The following is a 15,231-nucleotide window of genomic DNA, read 5'->3' as shown; positions in this document are numbered from 1 at the left end:
CTGCGCAGAGGTCGGGGTGGCATGGACATGCGCCGGGCGCATCCGTGTCGAGGCCTCGTCGGCTCTTCACGTTGCGGTGACACCAGAGGCACACTTCGACCGGACCACCATCAGCGGGCATTCGGCATAGTGCGCGAGCGCCTGGCCGGTCGAGCCGAGCAGCAGTCGGGTGAACCAGCCGCGACCTCTGTTGCCAACGACCACGAGCTGAGCTGTGCTCTGCCGCTCAACTCCTACAGGGCCTGGCGTGGCCGGTCGCGGACCAGAACTCCCGTCGACTGGCGAGGTGTTGCGCCAGTACGTTCTTCGAAGGCTCTTTCCAAGGCTTGTCCGCTCAGCGACCGCCGTCGAACCGATGGCCGGCTCCCCCGGTGAGCTCTTCGCTCGGATCCGTGATGGCGTAGCGGAATACGGCATCGACAGCAAGTCGGTCGAGGCTCGGCCAGCGCGTCCGAACTTATGTCCACATCGGACTCCACCCTGAGCTTGCCCCGGCCCCCGCTCTTATCCTCGCCACCCGCCTAACACTGGCCTGGGGCGACCGGCGTCTCGACCAGATCACAGCCACCGACATCGAGGCACTCCAACACGACGTCACCACCCACGCCCGAACACGCCGCAACACCCGCAACGGCCGCCACGCCAGCGAACGTGTGGAGTAGGGATGATGCGGTCGTGGTTGTCGCCGCTGCGGCAGGGCTGCTGGGCGGGCTAGCGGGGAACGGCCCAGAGTAGAGAACCAAACTTCTGTCGACCGATAGGCGGCCGCGGAAAGCGTGGCCCGGTCCGCGATGATGGGCACTCGACTCGGCGGTTGCGTTAGACTGCGGGCCCGTAGGCCCGCCCCCCGAGGGGCGAAAGGAGTTGGCGTTGAGGCAGCGGTGGCGAGGTCTCGCCGTGGCTCTTCTAGTGATCGTTGCGGCAGCTGGATTCTGGGCGCTGCTGCGGTTCGGTCTTCCGACGTGGCTGTTGAGCGAGAATCATCCGTTAAGACCGACGATCGAGGGCTTGAGCTGGGTTGTAGCCATCCTTTCGTTCCCAGTCGCGGTCTCAGCGTTCGTACTCCAGTTGCGGGCTGAACGGCGTAAAAGGACGTCCGCGAGCGCACCTTCTCAACCTGACGTCACCATCAACGATGGTGTCCACGGTCACGGGTCGGGGCTGACCATTGGAGTCATGACTGGCGGGCAGGTAGCGAACGGAGAACCCAAACAGGACCCTCCCGGTCCGGCGAGGGCGTAGGGCAGTCCTTCCCGGAGAGTGGCAATGCCCAGGCTCAGAAGCCCACAGCCATCATGCACGGCGGAGTAAACGCCGAATCGGGCGGTTTCAGCGTCGGACAATCGGGACCGGTGAGCTACAACAGAACGATCATCGTCAACCCGGTTCCACCGGAGCCTGAGCCATCTGACCTGAGGCTGGTACCGATCGACGACCTCGACCCGTTCGAGCTCGAAGTTCACCGAGCCATCACAGCCTTGGACGCAACCGAAGCCGCTCTTCCGTCGCTTCCTCGATACGTATCACGGCCGCACGACGACAAGCTCCGCCAGATCGTGCAGCGTGCCTCCGAAGGTACGAGCGAGTTCATTGTCCTCGTCGGTGGTTCTTCAGCTGGCAAGACAAGGGCGTGCTGGGAAGCAATTCAGCACTTGCCGGCTGGGTGGACAGTGTGGCACCCCATCTCACCGTCTCCGGCACAGGCCGTACTCGACGGGCTGGCACGGGTACCGCCGTACACAGTCGTGTGGTTGAACGAACTCCAGCATTACCTGGTGTCGCCTGAAGCCAATGTGAGCGAGCTGCTCGCCGCGAACGTGCGCGAACTTATCCGTGATCGCCAGCGTGCACCAGTGCTCATCATGGGAACCATCTGGCCGGAGTATCTCAGCGGGATCACCAACGTTCCGTCTCCGGATGAGGTTGATCTGCACCCACAAGTCCGCATCCTCCTTGACGACAACAAGCTGCCGATTCCGTCCCGGTTCAGTCAGGAGGAACTGGTCGCAGTACGCACTGCCGCCAGCAACGACCCACGTTTGCGACAAGCGGTTGCCTTCTCACGGTTTGGCGAGATCACGCAGTACCTCGCGGCAGGACCGGCCATGGTGGAGCGTTATCAAGCTGCTCCGTCTCCTGCTCAGGCGGTCATCAACGCCGTACTCGACGTCCGGCGGTTGGTCGATGCCCAGGACTCACCTCGATCCTTCCTGGAGCACGCGGCGCCCGGCTACCTGTCCGACTCCGAATGGCAGTCGGCCAGCGGCCACTGGCTGGACCAGGCATTGACTTTCGCCGGCGCGATGTGTCGCGGGGCATCTGGACTCGTGGTGCGACGGAGACAGAAACCAGGGCAGAGCACGACCGACAACCCTGGCTTCACCTTGAGTGACTACCTGGCGCAGTGGGGCAGGACGAGCCGATACTTCGAGGTCCCACCAGCGGAGTTCTGGCAGGCAGCGCGTGATCACTTCGCGGACACCGCGGTCCTCCTGTCGCTCGGCTCTGCCGCGGCAGACCGGTGGCGCCTCCGGCACGCAGCCATGTTGTTCGAGCGAGCCGCGGAATTCGGGAACCTCCAAGCACTCGTTCTGCTCGGTGAGATGCACGCCCGATCCGGCAACTTCGAACAAGCCGAAACCCACTACCACCGCGCTGCGAAACTTGGGAACTCAACTGCGCAGATCGAACTGGCACGCCTTCTCGACGCCCGTGGCAAGACCGAGAACGCGGAACGATGGCTATTGGCGGCGGCAGACCAGCACGATGCCAGAGCTCTGCAAATCCTGGCGCAGCTAGCTGAATCGGCAGGAGACAACGCCCGCGCGGAACAGTGGTTGCGCGAAGCGGTCGAAGCGGCCGGGATCACGCGGACCCGACCACTCAGACAGCTAGCACGCCTGCGCGCCGAAGCCGGCGATCAACGCGAAGCTGCAGAACTCCGTGCGCGGGCGAAGAATGGTGTTCAGACCGTCACCCGACGGCCATTGGCGGACATCCAGCAGCGAAGTGGCGGTCCAGATAAGCTTGAGCAGAACCTCCGAGAACGTATCTCCGAAGCAGAATCCGCAGGGCGCTCAGCTAGCGCGAGTGACCTTGCTCTCTTGTCGGAAGTGTGTGAAGACAAGGGCAACCGCGATGAGGCGGAGGCTCTCGCGGAACGAGCAGCGCTGGCCGGGGACCCGTTTGCCTTTGAGATGCTAATCGTCTCACGTGGCAGGAACGGGGAGGAGGAAGAGGCAGTTCGATTGGCGCGACGCATAACAGACGCAGGGAATGCCAACGGTCTGATGATGATAGTAGATGCCTTTTCCAATGACCCCCACTGGCAACGAATTTGCCGGCTTGGTCTCGAGCCAGACGGTACAACGGCAACGGATTGGTTTTGATCACCTAGGCCAAACAGCTTCGCCCATCTGTTGCTCGATCTTCACGAGCTCGTCAACCGTACGAAGAACGGGTTCGTCGTCAAGGGTCGTCGGTAATACCTGACCGATTCTTAAAACTCGCGCCGCATGTGCTGCGTCTCGCCCGGACGGTGCCCCATGGCGAGCGGTGCGCGTGCTCGCCGCACCGCCCCAATGGTGTTTCTCCGGCGCAGCGTGGTGGTTCCGGGCGGTCAGGCTGGTTCGCGGCCGAGGAGCCCGGCGCGGTGGTAGTACTCGTAGAGGCCGTCGAAGAGAGGCTTGGTGACGCTGAGAGTGTTTTCATCGTCGCCGATCATGGAGAGACCGCGGAGGATGACATCGAGTCCCGGGGCTTCGGGAGCGTCGTAACGTTCATCGTCGAGGTCGGCTTCGTGGACGATTTCGGCGATACGCCACAGGACCGGGTCGGTGATGTCGTGGCGGCGCAGGATGGTTTCGAAGCTGCAATCTCCGCCGTGGTGGCCGAGGTCGACACCACGCATGTCGAACGGCGTGGCATCCGGCGGCACATCGGCCGGATCGGTGACGAACACGAACCCGGCGTCGGGATCGATCGCGCGGCGGATCAGCCAGGCGCAGGCGGCACGGTCGATGTGGATACCTGCGCGCGTGGCCCATTTCATGCGGTCTCCTCGGTGACGTGGTCGGGGTGGAGTGCGCTGACGGCGTGCTCGGCGGACGTGCGTTGCGGGGGCGGGAAGTAGTCGCGGCGGTGAATGCGGCGGAGTTCGGCGCGCAGCCGCCGCATGACGCGCAGCCGTTCCGGTTCGGGCGCCGTCTTGGCCTGCTCGGCTTCGGTGAGCACGGCGGTGTATTCGGTGGCGCGGGCATCGGCCATCGCCTGGGCGAGCTGCCGTTCCTGACCCGCTCCGGTCGGCTGGGCGAGCCACACCATGGCGGAGCCGCCGGCTTCGAGGATCTCGTCGGCGATCCAGTCCAGGTGCTCGCGGGTGCGGGCGTCGGCGGGAAGAGCGACCAGTCCGTCGCCGAGCTGGGCGACGCCCAGCCGTTTGAGCTTGCGCCACACCGTGATCCGGGGCGTGGAGGGCTCACGGGGCATCCGATACGAAAGCAGCACCCACTGGCCCGGTGTGTTCGATCGGCTGGACGTCGCGCTGCTCACCTACTCAGTCTCGCTCTGGTATGGCGCCGGTCAGCTCGCGGGGTGGACGTTGTGGGCGTCCACCGCGCCCCGGAGCGCCTTGGCCAACTTCACGCCGTCGTCGACGGCCCAGAAGTGCATGTAGAACAACCGCGGCCGGTCATCCAGCGCGTGATGGTGGAGTTCCACGATCTCGATCCCACCCGCGCGCAACGCCTTGATCACATTCTGGACCTCGTGCTCGGTCATCACGAAGTCACCGTTGATCGCGGCCCTGCCGCCACCGACGGGCTGGAAGTTCAGCGCGGTGTTCACCCCCATCGCGGGCAAAAGAACCCGCCGGTGGGAGGTCACGGTTTCCCCGCAGGCGAAGGAGAACTTGTAAATACCGCCGTCGTTGGTGCCCTTCGCGCCCAACGCGGCGTCGATCCCGGCGGTGTCCAGATCCAGCGGCGGCGGGGGCGTCGGATCAACGGCCGGTGGGGTGGTGGTGACGTCCAACGCGGCCTTGATCCCCTGCGCGATCGCCACGGGGTCGGTGCCCTCGGCGTGAATGTGACACCACCACACCTGCGGCTCGTGCGCCAGCAGATGCTTGTGCACCGCGGTCTGGGAAATCCCGTTGCGCTGCAGCACATCCGTCACGCGGGGCAGCTCGTCCTCGGTGATCACCAGGTCACCCATCACCATCGTCTTGCCGTCGCGGTAGCGGACGAACGCCGCATAGGAGCCGAGGGCGAACCCGGCCTTGATCCGCACGCCCTTCGACACCACTGGCAGGTCCCGGCGTGGGAACCCCACCCGATACACCGTCTCCCCGGACAGCTTGCCCGAGCGGCCCAGCGCGTCGGCCACGCCCTTCCAGTCCGCCTCGGTCGTCTTCACCGGCTCGATCCACCGGGGGTGCTGGCCATGCTCGTCAGCCTCCGGACCAGCGCCGGCACTCCCCCGGCCGGCACCACACCCGGCCAGCAACACGAGCGCGCTTACTCCAGCGAACATCCGCACAACAACGCGATGTCGGGCCACCACGATCATTCCTTTCTTCGGCTCGTCGATCCCCGCGTACTGCCGGGCAACGGCGGGGTCAGTACAGGTAGACGTCCACGACCAGTGCCGCGACCGCCGCCAGGAGCGAGGTCAGGGCGACCCGTCGCCCTGATTCCCTGGCCAGCGGCCCGAATCCGAGCGCCAGCACGGCGACCGCCAAGGCGAACACGCCGCTGCCGGTGTCCTGCCAGCTGACCGGGAACACCGCGATCGGGGCGTCGGTGAAGAAACCGGGAGCGTGCACGGCATTCAGAATCGCGTTCCAGGCCGCCGGGCCGACCCCGGCCGCGAGCGCGGCGGTGGCGATCACCAGCGGCCGGCGAGGACGCACCAGCAGAGCGACCAGCACTGCCACCAGGATCACCGACAGCACGGCGCCATAGGTGACGGTCGACCAGGCCAGCATGTGGAACACCTCCCGGTAACGGTGCAACCACGGTTACATTACTCGGGTTCCGTCGTGCGCGCAGAGAGGAAAACTCACCGGTGCCCGAAACCACGAAACGGGATCTCATCCCGCGCCTCACCGCGACCTGGGCATGGTTCCTGACCTCCCTGCAGACCTTCGGCGGCCTGGCCGGGCAGATCGCGGTCATGCAGCGCGTCCTCGTCGAAGAGAAACGCCGGATCGGCCAGCAGCGGTTCCTGCACGCGCTGAACTACCGCATGCTGCCACCCGACCCCCAGGCCCAGCATCTGGCGATCTACGTGGGCTGACTGCTCAACGGCCGCCGCGTGTACTTCGGCCGCATCGCTTTCACGACCAGGTCTTCGAGCCCGCGGTCCTTCGCGACGTCGAGCAGATCGTGCGGGCTTATGCCGGTCGCCGAGAGATCGGCGTGACTGTAGGACGGGGTGATCGCGACGAGGTTCTTGCCCGGCGGCTCGATCGCCTCCAGCACCGTCCGCCGCTGCTCATAGGGTTCATCCAGCAGCAGGACGTCGAGGACGAAGTACTCCACGGCCACATCGCCACCGCCGGCGTAGTTCTGCAAGAGCCCGAAGTCGGGCGGCTGTGGTCGTCGAGCGCGACGATCTCGCCGTCGAGCACGGCCTGGCGGCCATTGAGCACGTCGCCGAGGATGCGGAGTCTGCTGGCGAAGTCCTTGTCGTTTCGGCTGGTCAGCCTCGTTGTTTCTACTCAGCGCGAGCGACTGCTCCCTGCAGACGCCAGAACACCGCAGGCCTCGTCCGCCAGGACACGGTCCGGCCGGGTCCGGGCTCGCCCACCACCGGTTCGGGCGACCCTGCGCGCAGTTGTGCGATCAGGGTGTCGAGGTCGGTGTCGCTGGGGATGTCGAGGCCGGAGCGGTTGAGGGATCGCACGGAACGCCAGCTGCGCCACCAGGTCCGCGGTGACCGCCTATTCGGGACGGTGTGACGCGCGAGAGGTGACACCTCGGTGTCGTCGGCGAAGGGGGTCAGTGTGATGAAGTCGTGGGTGACCCGTGGTCAGTCCGGCTCCAGCCAGAACCGTGAAGCCGTCGTCCTCTCCTCATCTGACGGCCCAGTGTCATCCGTGACTCTTTGAACTCGCTGGGTCTGACCTTGTCAGCGTGCTGTCGCCCTGACCGCGGGACATGACGCGAGATGAAGCGGGTTGTCGACGACCGCGCGAGGACCCCGGACATCCCCACGCCCGCGCCGACTACCAGCCCCGCCAATACGTCGTGCGGATAGTGCGCCCCCACATAGACGCGGGAGAGGCCGATCAGCAAGGCGAAGATGCCGGCGGGGATCGCCCATCGGCGTCGTACCAGAAATACCGCCGCCGCGAAGGCGGCGACGATGGCCGTGTGGTTGCTGGGAAAGGAAAAGTCGGCAGGCGGGTCACAAGGCAGCAGCGGACGCACCCCGGTTACCGCCCAGCACGGCCGCGGTTCGGCGACCAGTGCTTTGATCACCGAGTCGACACCGAAAGCGAGAGCCACGGAGCACGGCACCCAGAGGGCGCTCGCGAGCGCCCTCGGTCCTCGCGATCTGGCCCACCACAGCATCGCCACGATCGCCGGGACCACCAGGAACAGGCCGTACTCGGTGACAGCCACAGCAGGACCGGCGAGCCACGGGACCGACGCGGCGAAACCGGTCACCGCCCGATACAGCCCATCGTCGCCCCCGCTCATCCGCGGGACCCCGCTCGCGGAGTCTCGTACTGCCGATCGGACCAGGCTGCGCGCGCCCCGGAGTCACCGATTCGGACGACCTGGACCGCGGACAGCACGGCGGCCGCCACGGTCAGCACAGCCAGTGAGATGACGACCGGTTTACGAGGAACGCGCGAGGTACCTGGCTGCTCCCGGCGACGCCGATGATCGAACCAGACCAACGCGGTCGAGACCACCAGCAGGCCCACCACGAAGATCAGCAACTGGTCTCCGAGCTGGGCATGTTCGCTGATGAGTGCGGTCGGTGCCAGCCGATCGCGCAGGTCTTCTCCGCTGTCGGCGGCGATGGGGACGCACACGGTGGCAGCCGCGGTCAACCCGACCGCCGGCCACCCGGCCCGCTGTCGAGCAGCAGGCCAGATGGCGATCACGATCGTGGCCAGTACCGCCAACGGAACGAGGACGACTACGGCATGGACGACCAGGACATGCAAGGGCAGTCCGGAGACGAAGGGGGGCACGGCGGCCTTCCGGATCGGTGGTTCGCGGGCCTGATCAGGATGTCGCCGAATTCTGGGAGTTCCCTGGGAGAGCGGGAAGCCTCAGCCGGAAACGGGCGCCCTCATCCGACGTGACCGCGGTGATGGTCCCACCGTGGCGGGCGGCGATCTCGCTGACCAGCGCAAGACCCAGCCCGTACTGCCTGCGGCCACCTTCGGCGCGTTCGGTACGTGTGGTGGCGAACCGGTCGAAGAGGCGAGGCAGGGCTTCGAGAGCGATACCGGGCCCGTCGTCGGTGACGTCGAGCTCCGCCTCCGCGAGATCGACACGCAAGGTCACGACAACGCCGGTATCCGCGTGCCGGACGGCGTTGTCGAGCAGCGCCGTCACGGCACGGGTGAGACCGGCGGCGGATCCGAGCACCCCGACCCGCTCGTGGGGGACGAAGGTGATGGGGACGCGGGTCTCGCTTCGGGCCGTCTCGACAACTCGTTCGACGACGCCGCGGAGATCGACAGGTTCGTGTGTCGCTTGTCCCCTGGGGTCCGCGGCCAGGAGCAGGTCTTCGAGGATGGCGGCGAGCTGGTCGGCGTCGCGGACGAGCTTGTCCACATCGGACGACACGTCGGCCCTGCGGAGCAGGGCTCGCTGGATCAGCTGGGCCCGGGTACTGAGCAGGGTGACCGGGGTGCGCAGTTCGTGTCCCGCGTCGGCGACGAATCGACGTTGCAGGGCGAGTGCGTTCGCCATGGGCATCATGGCGCGGCGTCCCAACCACGCGCCGATACCGGCCGCGGGGAGCAGACCGACAGCACCGACGAGCACGAGTGACTCGATCAGCCGGGTGCGCTGAACGTGGTCGCGGCCGAGGTCGAGGACCACCTGGAGCGCGCCACCGTCTCGCGGCTCGGTGCGCACGCGATACTCCCGGTCACCCGCGACGCGGTCTTCGGTCACCGCGGACCGATCCTCGGCGCTGCGCCGCAACACGGCTTCGTCGGACGCACCCGCCGGAAGTCCCGGACTGGCTTCCACCACGCCCTGGCGCAGCATCACCACCCAGGTCCCGGCAGGTGGATCGGTGACATCGTCCGCACTGGCGATCGCCCCGGCGATCACGGCGGCGTCGTCGTCGTGCTGCCCGCTCAACATGACCAACAGCGCGATGCCGCAGAGAACGAGCACAGTCACCGTGACAGCCACCGCGGTCTGCACTCCGACACGTAACGCCGTGCGACGCAACGAAGCCACGTCGGCGGAACTCATCGGATCCGGCCAAGCCGATACCCGCGCCCGCGCACCGTCGCCACGACGTCCGGCCCGAGCTTGCGGCGCAGGTAGTGCACGTAACTCTCGACCACCTCCGGCCCTGCGTCGTCGAAGACAAGCGCCCGCAGGTCGGCGCGGGTGAACACCTGAGCCGGGCGCGCGGCCAGGGTGACCAGCAGCGCGCATTCGCGCTCGGACAGCGACACCACCCCTCCGTCGATCATGACCTCCCTGCTGTCGATGTCGAGCGAACCGCCGGGCACCGGCAGCCCGCGGGCGGCATCGAGGTGACGGCGACGCAATGCCCGCAACCTGGCCAGCAGCTCCTCAAGATGGAACGGCTTGGCGAGGTAGTCCTCCGCTCCGGCGTCGAGGCCGGCGACCCTGTCGGCGGGATTGCCCAAGGCCGAGAGCACCAGGACTGGCGTGGTCACGCCCCGCCCACGCCAACGGGAGAGCAGGTCGAGGCCTTCGATGGCGGGTAGACGCCGATCGAGCACGATCACGTCGTAACCGCGGGAGAGCCCGTAGTGCAGGCCACGCTGCCCGTCCGCGGCCACGTCGACGAGATATCCCTCCTCGGTGAACAGGCCGGTGAGCATCCCGCGCAGTTCGGGCTCGTCCTCGACCAGCAGCAACCTGACCGGCGTCCCGTCGCTGTCCATACCTGACATTGTCACCGCGCGATCGGACCACGGCACCTTTTCGCGCACAGGGCATCGTCTCATGAAAGGACCCCGACCAGCGCACGATGACCGGAACTCCGAGCCCCGCCACGAAGGCAGTTGAAAGCCGGCTAGCACGGCGGTCATCGAACTCGCCCTACCGCAGCCACTGAAGGCTCCGCCCGCTCCACGTCCGATCGTTTTCCGAACACTGCCTCAGTGGGGTCGCTTCCGTTGTAACAGGCAACGGCCGGAAGACGACTTCGAGGAATCTGGTTCCCTGGCAACCCCTCCCCCTCGTTGCCAGGGGGTCAGAGTCCTCGATCTTCTTCTTCACGCGGACGGGTCACGCAGACGTCCCGCACACGAGTTTCACTTCGAGCCCAAGATCTTTTGCGGACAGCGCGACCTGCATCTCGCCGAGTCATCGACGGGGAAGCCCGGTCGATCCGGTGTTCGCGACGACACCGCGCTTGCTCCGTTCGGGCGGTAGCCGGGTTCCTACGACCCGGCCATCCCGCAATCCCGGGCGCTGTGCGCCTCGACCGCGAGACCATCCACTGTCGAGCAGATCGCCGGCGGGAAGGCCTCCGCCGACGACGCGTCCCGGTCCGGGGCCGCGGCCGCGCGAGCGCGACAACGACATAGATGGCTCGTCTGGGAGATTGAGTTTGTCTCCACTTACCTCAAGTCTTGCCGGACATGGTCGACGTACACAGGGTCAAGCCATGACCAGTGGAAAGAGGTGAAAGACAGGCATATAGAGCTATTTGAGGGTAAGGCAAACGTGTCGCGACCGACCCTCCTGCTGTGAAAGCCTTCTTCGCTGACTTCAAGCTGGATAGAGTCCTTCGTCGCGCTGTTCTGGACTGGCAAACGAGGCCGGCCGTGTACCGAGTGTCCACATGGGACACTTTCCGGTGGAAAAATATCCGATTGATGCCCATACGCCCAGTTCCACACGGGGGTCGTGAGTGATAGAGAGCGTTCTAACGATCTTTACCACTCACGACCCCGCACGAAGTGTACAAATCGGGCACTTTGATCGGGATCAGTGTCTCTTATGGACAGTCAAGAATGCGCCGGCTCGCTTTGGTGACCCCGCTCCCGCCGCCAACCCAACCACGCCACAGCCTGCGCGAAAAACGCGGCCAACTGCCGCGACGTGGCCATCGTGTCGTGTTCTGACGGCCGACGGTGACCGCGTCGTCGGCCGCGGCTATCGCCGATGATCGCCGACGGACGGTGGTCAAGGCCGTCAACGTCTCCGGGTGGGTGTGCGACGTGGGGTCGTCGGGCGCTTGGCGGTCGTCGTGGAGCGATGCGTCGTGGTCCGCGGCGTCTCCGGCGTCAGCTGGGTCGTGGTGGTCACCGGAGTCTCCGGCGGTGACGACGTCGACGTCTTCAGCGGGCCGGTCGCCACCGTCTCCGGGACCTGCGTGGTCGTCGCGGGCACCACCCGACCAGCCCCCGATCCGCCCCCGGCGCACGCGCCGAGCAGCACACCCGCGCCCACGACCAGGCCACAGCACCACACTCGCATGGCCGGACCCTAACAGTCACCGCCTCCCCGACCGGCCATTACTGACGGATCGGTCTCCGCTGGGGCCCCCTCGCAGCAACCGATGTCAGCTGATCAACCGTCAAAAGAGCACCGCACGTCCCGCCGCACAAGGTGCCCCTCCGCGTCAGGGGCGAGCGAGGGCCTCCGCCGGCATCGCAAGGCGCCGCGCAAGCGTCTTGTCATGACGACCGATCTCCCGGACGAGTGCTCCGATGGATACCTCGTTGGCTCGGCGCAGTTCGTGATCATCCGTCGTGCGGGCGCGCGCTCGCATGAGCTCGTCAAGCAGTTCGGGCGGGAGTTTGTCAGCTTCCCGGCCATGGTGTGGATTGAGGCATAACGGACACAGGCGAGCGCGATGATCTGATCACGCACACCGTCGAGCATCATCACGGCCTGCCAGCGACGGCCCCGTGCGATCGCGGAGCGCGCATGCAGCCCGTACAGCCATCCCATCCCCGCGAGGTGATCAGGGTCGGGGCTCGCCGGGTTCGTCGGCGTGTTCGCCGTCCCGAACACGAGCTTGAATCCCGGCTCGGTCGCCCGGAACTGATCATCGGGCCAGAACGAAATATCGATCTGCAACGAGCTGGTCAGGAGGAACACCCGATAGAGGACACCTCCGGCCACGACGTCGAGATGGTGCGCCACGTCGTACTCGTCATAGAGCCGGGCGGTCCAGCGAGCACTGACCTCTTCCGGCTCCGCCGCGGGCACGACACGCAGCGCCAGATCGATATCCGACCACGCGTCCTCACGGCCTGTCGCCGCGGAGCCGACCAACGCCGCCGCGCTCACCTGGGCATCATCACGCGCCCAGGAGAGAAGACCGTCCCGGACCGCCCTCCTCTGCGCGATCGAAAACATGCGAACAACCCTAGATCATCAGAGAAACAACGCGGCATTGCGAATGCCGACCTTCCCACCATGCCGGGCACCGAAACCGAACGCCTCTCACCCCCAGCCAGGCTCGAACTCCACTCCCGCATCCGCCGGGAGCACTTTGCCTTGACGGGCAACAACTTCGGCCAGCGTGACAGCGTCGCGAGTAGGAATGGGTCAATGTGGGTAGTCAACGCTTTGACGCCAGTGGCCATTGGGGGCTGGCGATGAGGGAAGGAGTAGATCGTGTATCGACATACTCCAGATCCGAGCATGGTGAGGAGCGACTCCGACGTCGACGTAGCCAGTCCGGAGGTCGGAACCGTTCTCGGTGCACCGATCGATACGGCCGTAAGGCCGGCTTTCGAGGAGTTCGTTCCAGCGCTGCCCGGCGAGGTCGCCCTGCTTCGCCGGAGACTGAGCGGCTGGCTGGACGAGTTGCCGATCGACACGAACAGCAAGTACGACATCACCATCGCCACGTACGAGGCGCTGGCCAACACGGCGGTGCATGCCTACCCCGGCAGGCGAGGCTGGGTCCGGCTTCATGCCGACTGGGCGGGTGACGCGATCACGGTCACTGTGGCCGATACCGGTGACGGCATTCCCGCGGCGCGGTCGCGCGTGAACAAGCCTGCTTCCGGTGGTCGTGGCCTGCGCCTGATCGACGAGCTCACCGACCAGATGACCATCGACACCGGTGCGCACGGTACGCGAGTGAGCCTGGTGTGGCGACCGGCCGCGCTGCGGCGGAACACGGCGTCCTGACCGTGGACCGATGCCCGGCATCGGTCCACTGCCTCATCACGAGATGTTGACCGCCCCCACAGCGACAGAGGGACTGGAATCCGAGCCCGACAGCGGTGTCGGCCCGAACCAATCGAGGCACACCACCATCGCGTCGTCTTCGGCCTGCTCGCCGTGGCGGCGGGTGCTGAGTTCCCTTAGCAGGGAGCCCGGAACGTGTGCGGCAGGCAGGTCGGCGGTCGCGACGACGGCCTCGGCGAGTTCACGGTCCCCGTAGTGTTCGCCGTGCGGCCCGGCCGCATCGTAGACGCCGTCGCTGACGAACACGAACCGGTCTCCGTCGACGGCCTGGAATCGCTCGGCGGTGTAGAGGGTGTCCTCGAATGTTCCGAGCGGGAGCTGTTCGTCGAAGTGGACCTGCTCGGCCTTTCCGTCCCGCAGCCGCCACAATCGTGGCGACCCCGCGTCGACGACATCGGCGGTCCCGGTGGCGAGATCGAACTCCAGCAGCAACGCGGCCACGTGCTGGGCGCCGCGATAGTGCGCGTAGAGCGCCTGGTCGGCGAGTTCGGCCTGGGCGTCGAGCGCGACTCCGGCCCGGCGGGCGTTGCGCAGGGCGTTGACGGCGAGGTTGGTCAGCAGCGCGGCTTCGCTACCCTCCCCCATGCCGTTGATGAGCGTGACGGCGAGTTTGTGCGCGGAGGCGGACCAGTCGAAGCAGTCACCGTAGATGGCGTAGGCGGGTTCGAGCTGGCCACCGAGCGCGAATTCGGCGCGGGTGCAGGCCCGTCCGGGCAGCAGCTGCCATTGCATCTCCGCGGCCAGTGTCAGCCGTGAGGAACGCCGGGCCTGGATGTAGAGGTCGGTGTCGCGGTCGGCGACGAACAGTTCGTGCGCCAGCGCTTCGGCGAATCGGTCGAGTTCGGCCCACACCGGTGGTTCCGGTTCTTCGGGCAGGGTCACCGCGAGGATTCCGAGCCGGTCACCGCGGACGCTGACCGGCAGGTATCCGGTGACGCTCGCGCCCTCGTGTTCGAACGTGGCGGCCTGCGCGACGAAGGCCGCCCCCGGTGCCGTGCCCTCGACCGGGATCGGGTCGGACGTGTAGGGAAGCGTGCTCACCTGGCACAACTCGGTAAGGGCGTAATCGGCCATCAGCAGCTCGACCGCCCGCGCCCCGAAGTGCTCGGACAGGGCCGAGCGCAGTGCGGCGGGCAAGTCGTGCGGAGGGACGTCCCGCAAAAGACGCTCCACTACCAGGGATCTGTCCAACGCCCCGCCTCCCGCTCACCCGGATCGCGCACCGGGCAGGCACACGTTGATTCTGTTGAGTCTGCGCCGCCCCGGCGTGCCGGTCTACGGCGATTCGCGTGAGCTGTGCTGCAGGAATGAGCATAAAGATGCCAGAGTGGACACCGTGGATCGGTCCCGCGAGCAACCAACCCCGGACGGGACGGCTGCGGTGTTCGACCTTCCCGGCCTCGTCGAACTCGTCGTCGAGCGGGTGCAGGACGTGTCCCCGCGGCCGTTGTCGACCGGCCAGCTGCGCGCGGTGGTCGTTCTGGGCCACCACGACGGGCTGAACCTGCGCACCCTGGCCGAGTTGCTCGATTCGACCCCGCCGCTGGTGAGCCGGCTCTGCGACCGGCTCGAAGCGGTCGGCTTCCTCGAACGCCTGCCCAGCACCCGCAGCCGCCGTGAGCTGACGCTGCGGTTGAGCGAGCGCGGCCGCGCCTACCTACGGGACATACGCGCCCGGCGACGGGAGAACGTCGAGGCGGTACTCGCGAAGATGACCCCCGCTGGGAGGGCGGCGCTGGCCGCCGGACTGCGGGAATACCACGCCGCCGGCGCTGGGGACGAGGTCGGTCGCGGGGCGCCGTGAGGCGCCGCTGTTGCGGGAGTACCCTCGACT

The 15,231-nt window shown here is 66.7% G+C and carries 16 protein-coding genes and 1 pseudogene; 5 read left to right on the top strand and 12 right to left on the bottom strand.

Going from position 1 to position 15,231, the window contains the following annotated elements; all coding sequences use genetic code 11:
- Window positions 1-66: 66 nt before the first annotated feature.
- Window positions 67-269 (bottom strand): annotated as a pseudogene (locus H074_RS42345) (universal stress protein); the annotation flags it as partial.
- Between the two features lie 1,083 nt (window positions 270-1,352).
- Here H074_RS42345 and H074_RS40220 point away from each other — a divergent pair.
- Window positions 1,353-3,389: an SEL1-like repeat protein gene (locus H074_RS40220; RefSeq protein WP_007030381.1), complete on the top strand. Its 2,037-nt coding sequence runs from the start codon at window positions 1,353-1,355 to the stop codon at window positions 3,387-3,389.
- Between the two features lie 230 nt (window positions 3,390-3,619).
- Here H074_RS40220 and H074_RS12385 read toward each other — a convergent pair whose 3' ends face one another.
- The 4 genes from H074_RS12385 to H074_RS12370 all read right to left on the bottom strand — a co-directional run bounded on the left by H074_RS12385 (window position 3,620) and on the right by H074_RS12370 (window position 5,986).
- The gene (locus H074_RS12385; RefSeq protein ID WP_007030380.1) at window positions 3,620-4,051 is read right to left on the bottom strand and encodes a chromate resistance protein ChrB domain-containing protein; all 432 of its coding nucleotides are present in this window, start codon (window positions 4,049-4,051) and stop codon (window positions 3,620-3,622) included.
- Window positions 4,048-4,551, bottom strand: coding sequence for a Chromate resistance protein ChrB (locus H074_RS12380; RefSeq protein WP_200865767.1), 504 nt, complete (start codon window positions 4,549-4,551; stop codon window positions 4,048-4,050). Before H074_RS12380 ends, H074_RS12385 begins: the two co-directional genes overlap by 4 nt.
- A gap of 30 nt (window positions 4,552-4,581) precedes the next feature.
- Window positions 4,582-5,415, bottom strand: a complete 834-nt coding sequence (locus H074_RS12375) for a DUF1259 domain-containing protein (protein WP_007030378.1) — start codon at window positions 5,413-5,415, stop codon at window positions 4,582-4,584.
- A 202-nt stretch (window positions 5,416-5,617) separates the two neighbouring features.
- A complete protein-coding gene (locus tag H074_RS12370) occupies window positions 5,618-5,986 on the bottom strand; it encodes a hypothetical protein (protein WP_007030377.1) in 369 nt (122 codons plus the stop codon).
- A gap of 80 nt (window positions 5,987-6,066) precedes the next feature.
- Here H074_RS12370 and H074_RS12365 point away from each other — a divergent pair, with 80 nt between their 5' ends.
- The gene (locus tag H074_RS12365; protein ID WP_007030376.1) at window positions 6,067-6,297 is read left to right on the top strand and encodes a chromate transporter; all 231 of its coding nucleotides are present in this window, start codon (window positions 6,067-6,069) and stop codon (window positions 6,295-6,297) included.
- Here H074_RS12365 and H074_RS40975 read toward each other — a convergent pair.
- From H074_RS40975 to H074_RS12340, 5 genes are all read right to left on the bottom strand, one after another.
- Window positions 6,285-6,575 (bottom strand): DNA ligase-like domain-containing protein, encoded by a 291-nt coding sequence (locus H074_RS40975; protein WP_007030375.1) that lies wholly within the window; start codon window positions 6,573-6,575, stop codon window positions 6,285-6,287. The genes H074_RS12365 and H074_RS40975 overlap by 13 nt on opposite strands.
- A 426-nt stretch (window positions 6,576-7,001) precedes the next feature.
- Window positions 7,002-7,706: a phosphatase PAP2 family protein gene (locus H074_RS12355; RefSeq protein ID WP_007030373.1), complete on the bottom strand. Its 705-nt coding sequence runs from the start codon at window positions 7,704-7,706 to the stop codon at window positions 7,002-7,004.
- Complete coding sequence (locus H074_RS12350; RefSeq protein WP_007030372.1) at window positions 7,703-8,209, bottom strand: DUF2231 domain-containing protein; 507 nt, start codon at window positions 8,207-8,209, stop codon at window positions 7,703-7,705. Before H074_RS12350 ends, H074_RS12355 begins: the two co-directional genes overlap by 4 nt.
- A gap of 34 nt (window positions 8,210-8,243) precedes the next feature.
- On the bottom strand, window positions 8,244-9,380 hold the full coding sequence (locus tag H074_RS12345; RefSeq protein ID WP_161630679.1) for a sensor histidine kinase: 1,137 nt from the start codon (window positions 9,378-9,380) through the stop codon (window positions 8,244-8,246).
- A 71-nt stretch (window positions 9,381-9,451) separates the two neighbouring features.
- Window positions 9,452-10,123 carry a response regulator transcription factor gene (locus tag H074_RS12340; protein WP_007030370.1) on the bottom strand — a complete coding sequence of 224 codons (672 nt, stop codon included), beginning with the start codon at window positions 10,121-10,123 and terminating at the stop codon, window positions 9,452-9,454.
- Between the two features lie 1,271 nt (window positions 10,124-11,394).
- On the opposite strand from H074_RS12340, the gene H074_RS12335 reads away from it, so the two are divergent.
- Window positions 11,395-11,679 (top strand): hypothetical protein, encoded by a 285-nt coding sequence (locus tag H074_RS12335; protein ID WP_039922250.1) that lies wholly within the window; start codon window positions 11,395-11,397, stop codon window positions 11,677-11,679.
- Window positions 11,680-11,759: 80 nt separating this feature from the next.
- Here H074_RS12335 and H074_RS12330 read toward each other — a convergent pair whose 3' ends face one another.
- Window positions 11,760-12,554 carry a nucleotidyltransferase domain-containing protein gene (locus H074_RS12330; protein ID WP_007030368.1) on the bottom strand — a complete coding sequence of 265 codons (795 nt, stop codon included), beginning with the start codon at window positions 12,552-12,554 and terminating at the stop codon, window positions 11,760-11,762.
- Window positions 12,555-12,842: 288 nt separating this feature from the next.
- Here H074_RS12330 and H074_RS12325 point away from each other — a divergent pair, with 288 nt between their 5' ends.
- Complete coding sequence (locus H074_RS12325; RefSeq protein WP_007030367.1) at window positions 12,843-13,337, top strand: ATP-binding protein; 495 nt, start codon at window positions 12,843-12,845, stop codon at window positions 13,335-13,337.
- A 36-nt stretch (window positions 13,338-13,373) separates the two neighbouring features.
- On the opposite strand, the gene H074_RS12320 is transcribed toward H074_RS12325, so the two are convergent.
- Window positions 13,374-14,588: a PP2C family protein-serine/threonine phosphatase gene (locus H074_RS12320; RefSeq protein ID WP_039922249.1), complete on the bottom strand. Its 1,215-nt coding sequence runs from the start codon at window positions 14,586-14,588 to the stop codon at window positions 13,374-13,376.
- Between the two features lie 136 nt (window positions 14,589-14,724).
- Here H074_RS12320 and H074_RS12315 point away from each other — a divergent pair, with 136 nt between their 5' ends.
- Complete coding sequence (locus tag H074_RS12315; RefSeq protein ID WP_007030365.1) at window positions 14,725-15,201, top strand: MarR family transcriptional regulator; 477 nt, start codon at window positions 14,725-14,727, stop codon at window positions 15,199-15,201.
- Window positions 15,202-15,231 lie beyond the last annotated feature (30 nt).

It is taken from the genome of Amycolatopsis decaplanina DSM 44594 (assembly GCF_000342005.1).
GTDB classification, from domain to species: domain Bacteria; phylum Actinomycetota; class Actinomycetes; order Mycobacteriales; family Pseudonocardiaceae; genus Amycolatopsis; species Amycolatopsis decaplanina.
This window is presented reverse-complemented; position numbering and strand designations above follow the sequence as displayed.

Bases quoted from the DNA above. Each gene is read 5' to 3' on its own strand.
- H074_RS12385 (WP_007030380.1), bottom strand. From the start codon at position 4,051: ATGAAATGGGCCACGCGCGCAGGTATCCACATCGACCGTGCCGCCTGC.
- H074_RS12370 (WP_007030377.1), bottom strand. From the start codon at position 5,986: ATGCTGGCCTGGTCGACCGTCACCTATGGCGCCGTGCTGTCGGTGATC.
- H074_RS12355 (WP_007030373.1), bottom strand. From the start codon at position 7,706: ATGAGCGGGGGCGACGATGGGCTGTATCGGGCGGTGACCGGTTTCGCC.
- H074_RS12340 (WP_007030370.1), bottom strand. From the start codon at position 10,123: ATGGACAGCGACGGGACGCCGGTCAGGTTGCTGCTGGTCGAGGACGAG.
- H074_RS12330 (WP_007030368.1), bottom strand. From the start codon at position 12,554: ATGTTTTCGATCGCGCAGAGGAGGGCGGTCCGGGACGGTCTTCTCTCC.
- H074_RS12325 (WP_007030367.1), top strand. From the start codon at position 12,843: ATGGTGAGGAGCGACTCCGACGTCGACGTAGCCAGTCCGGAGGTCGGA.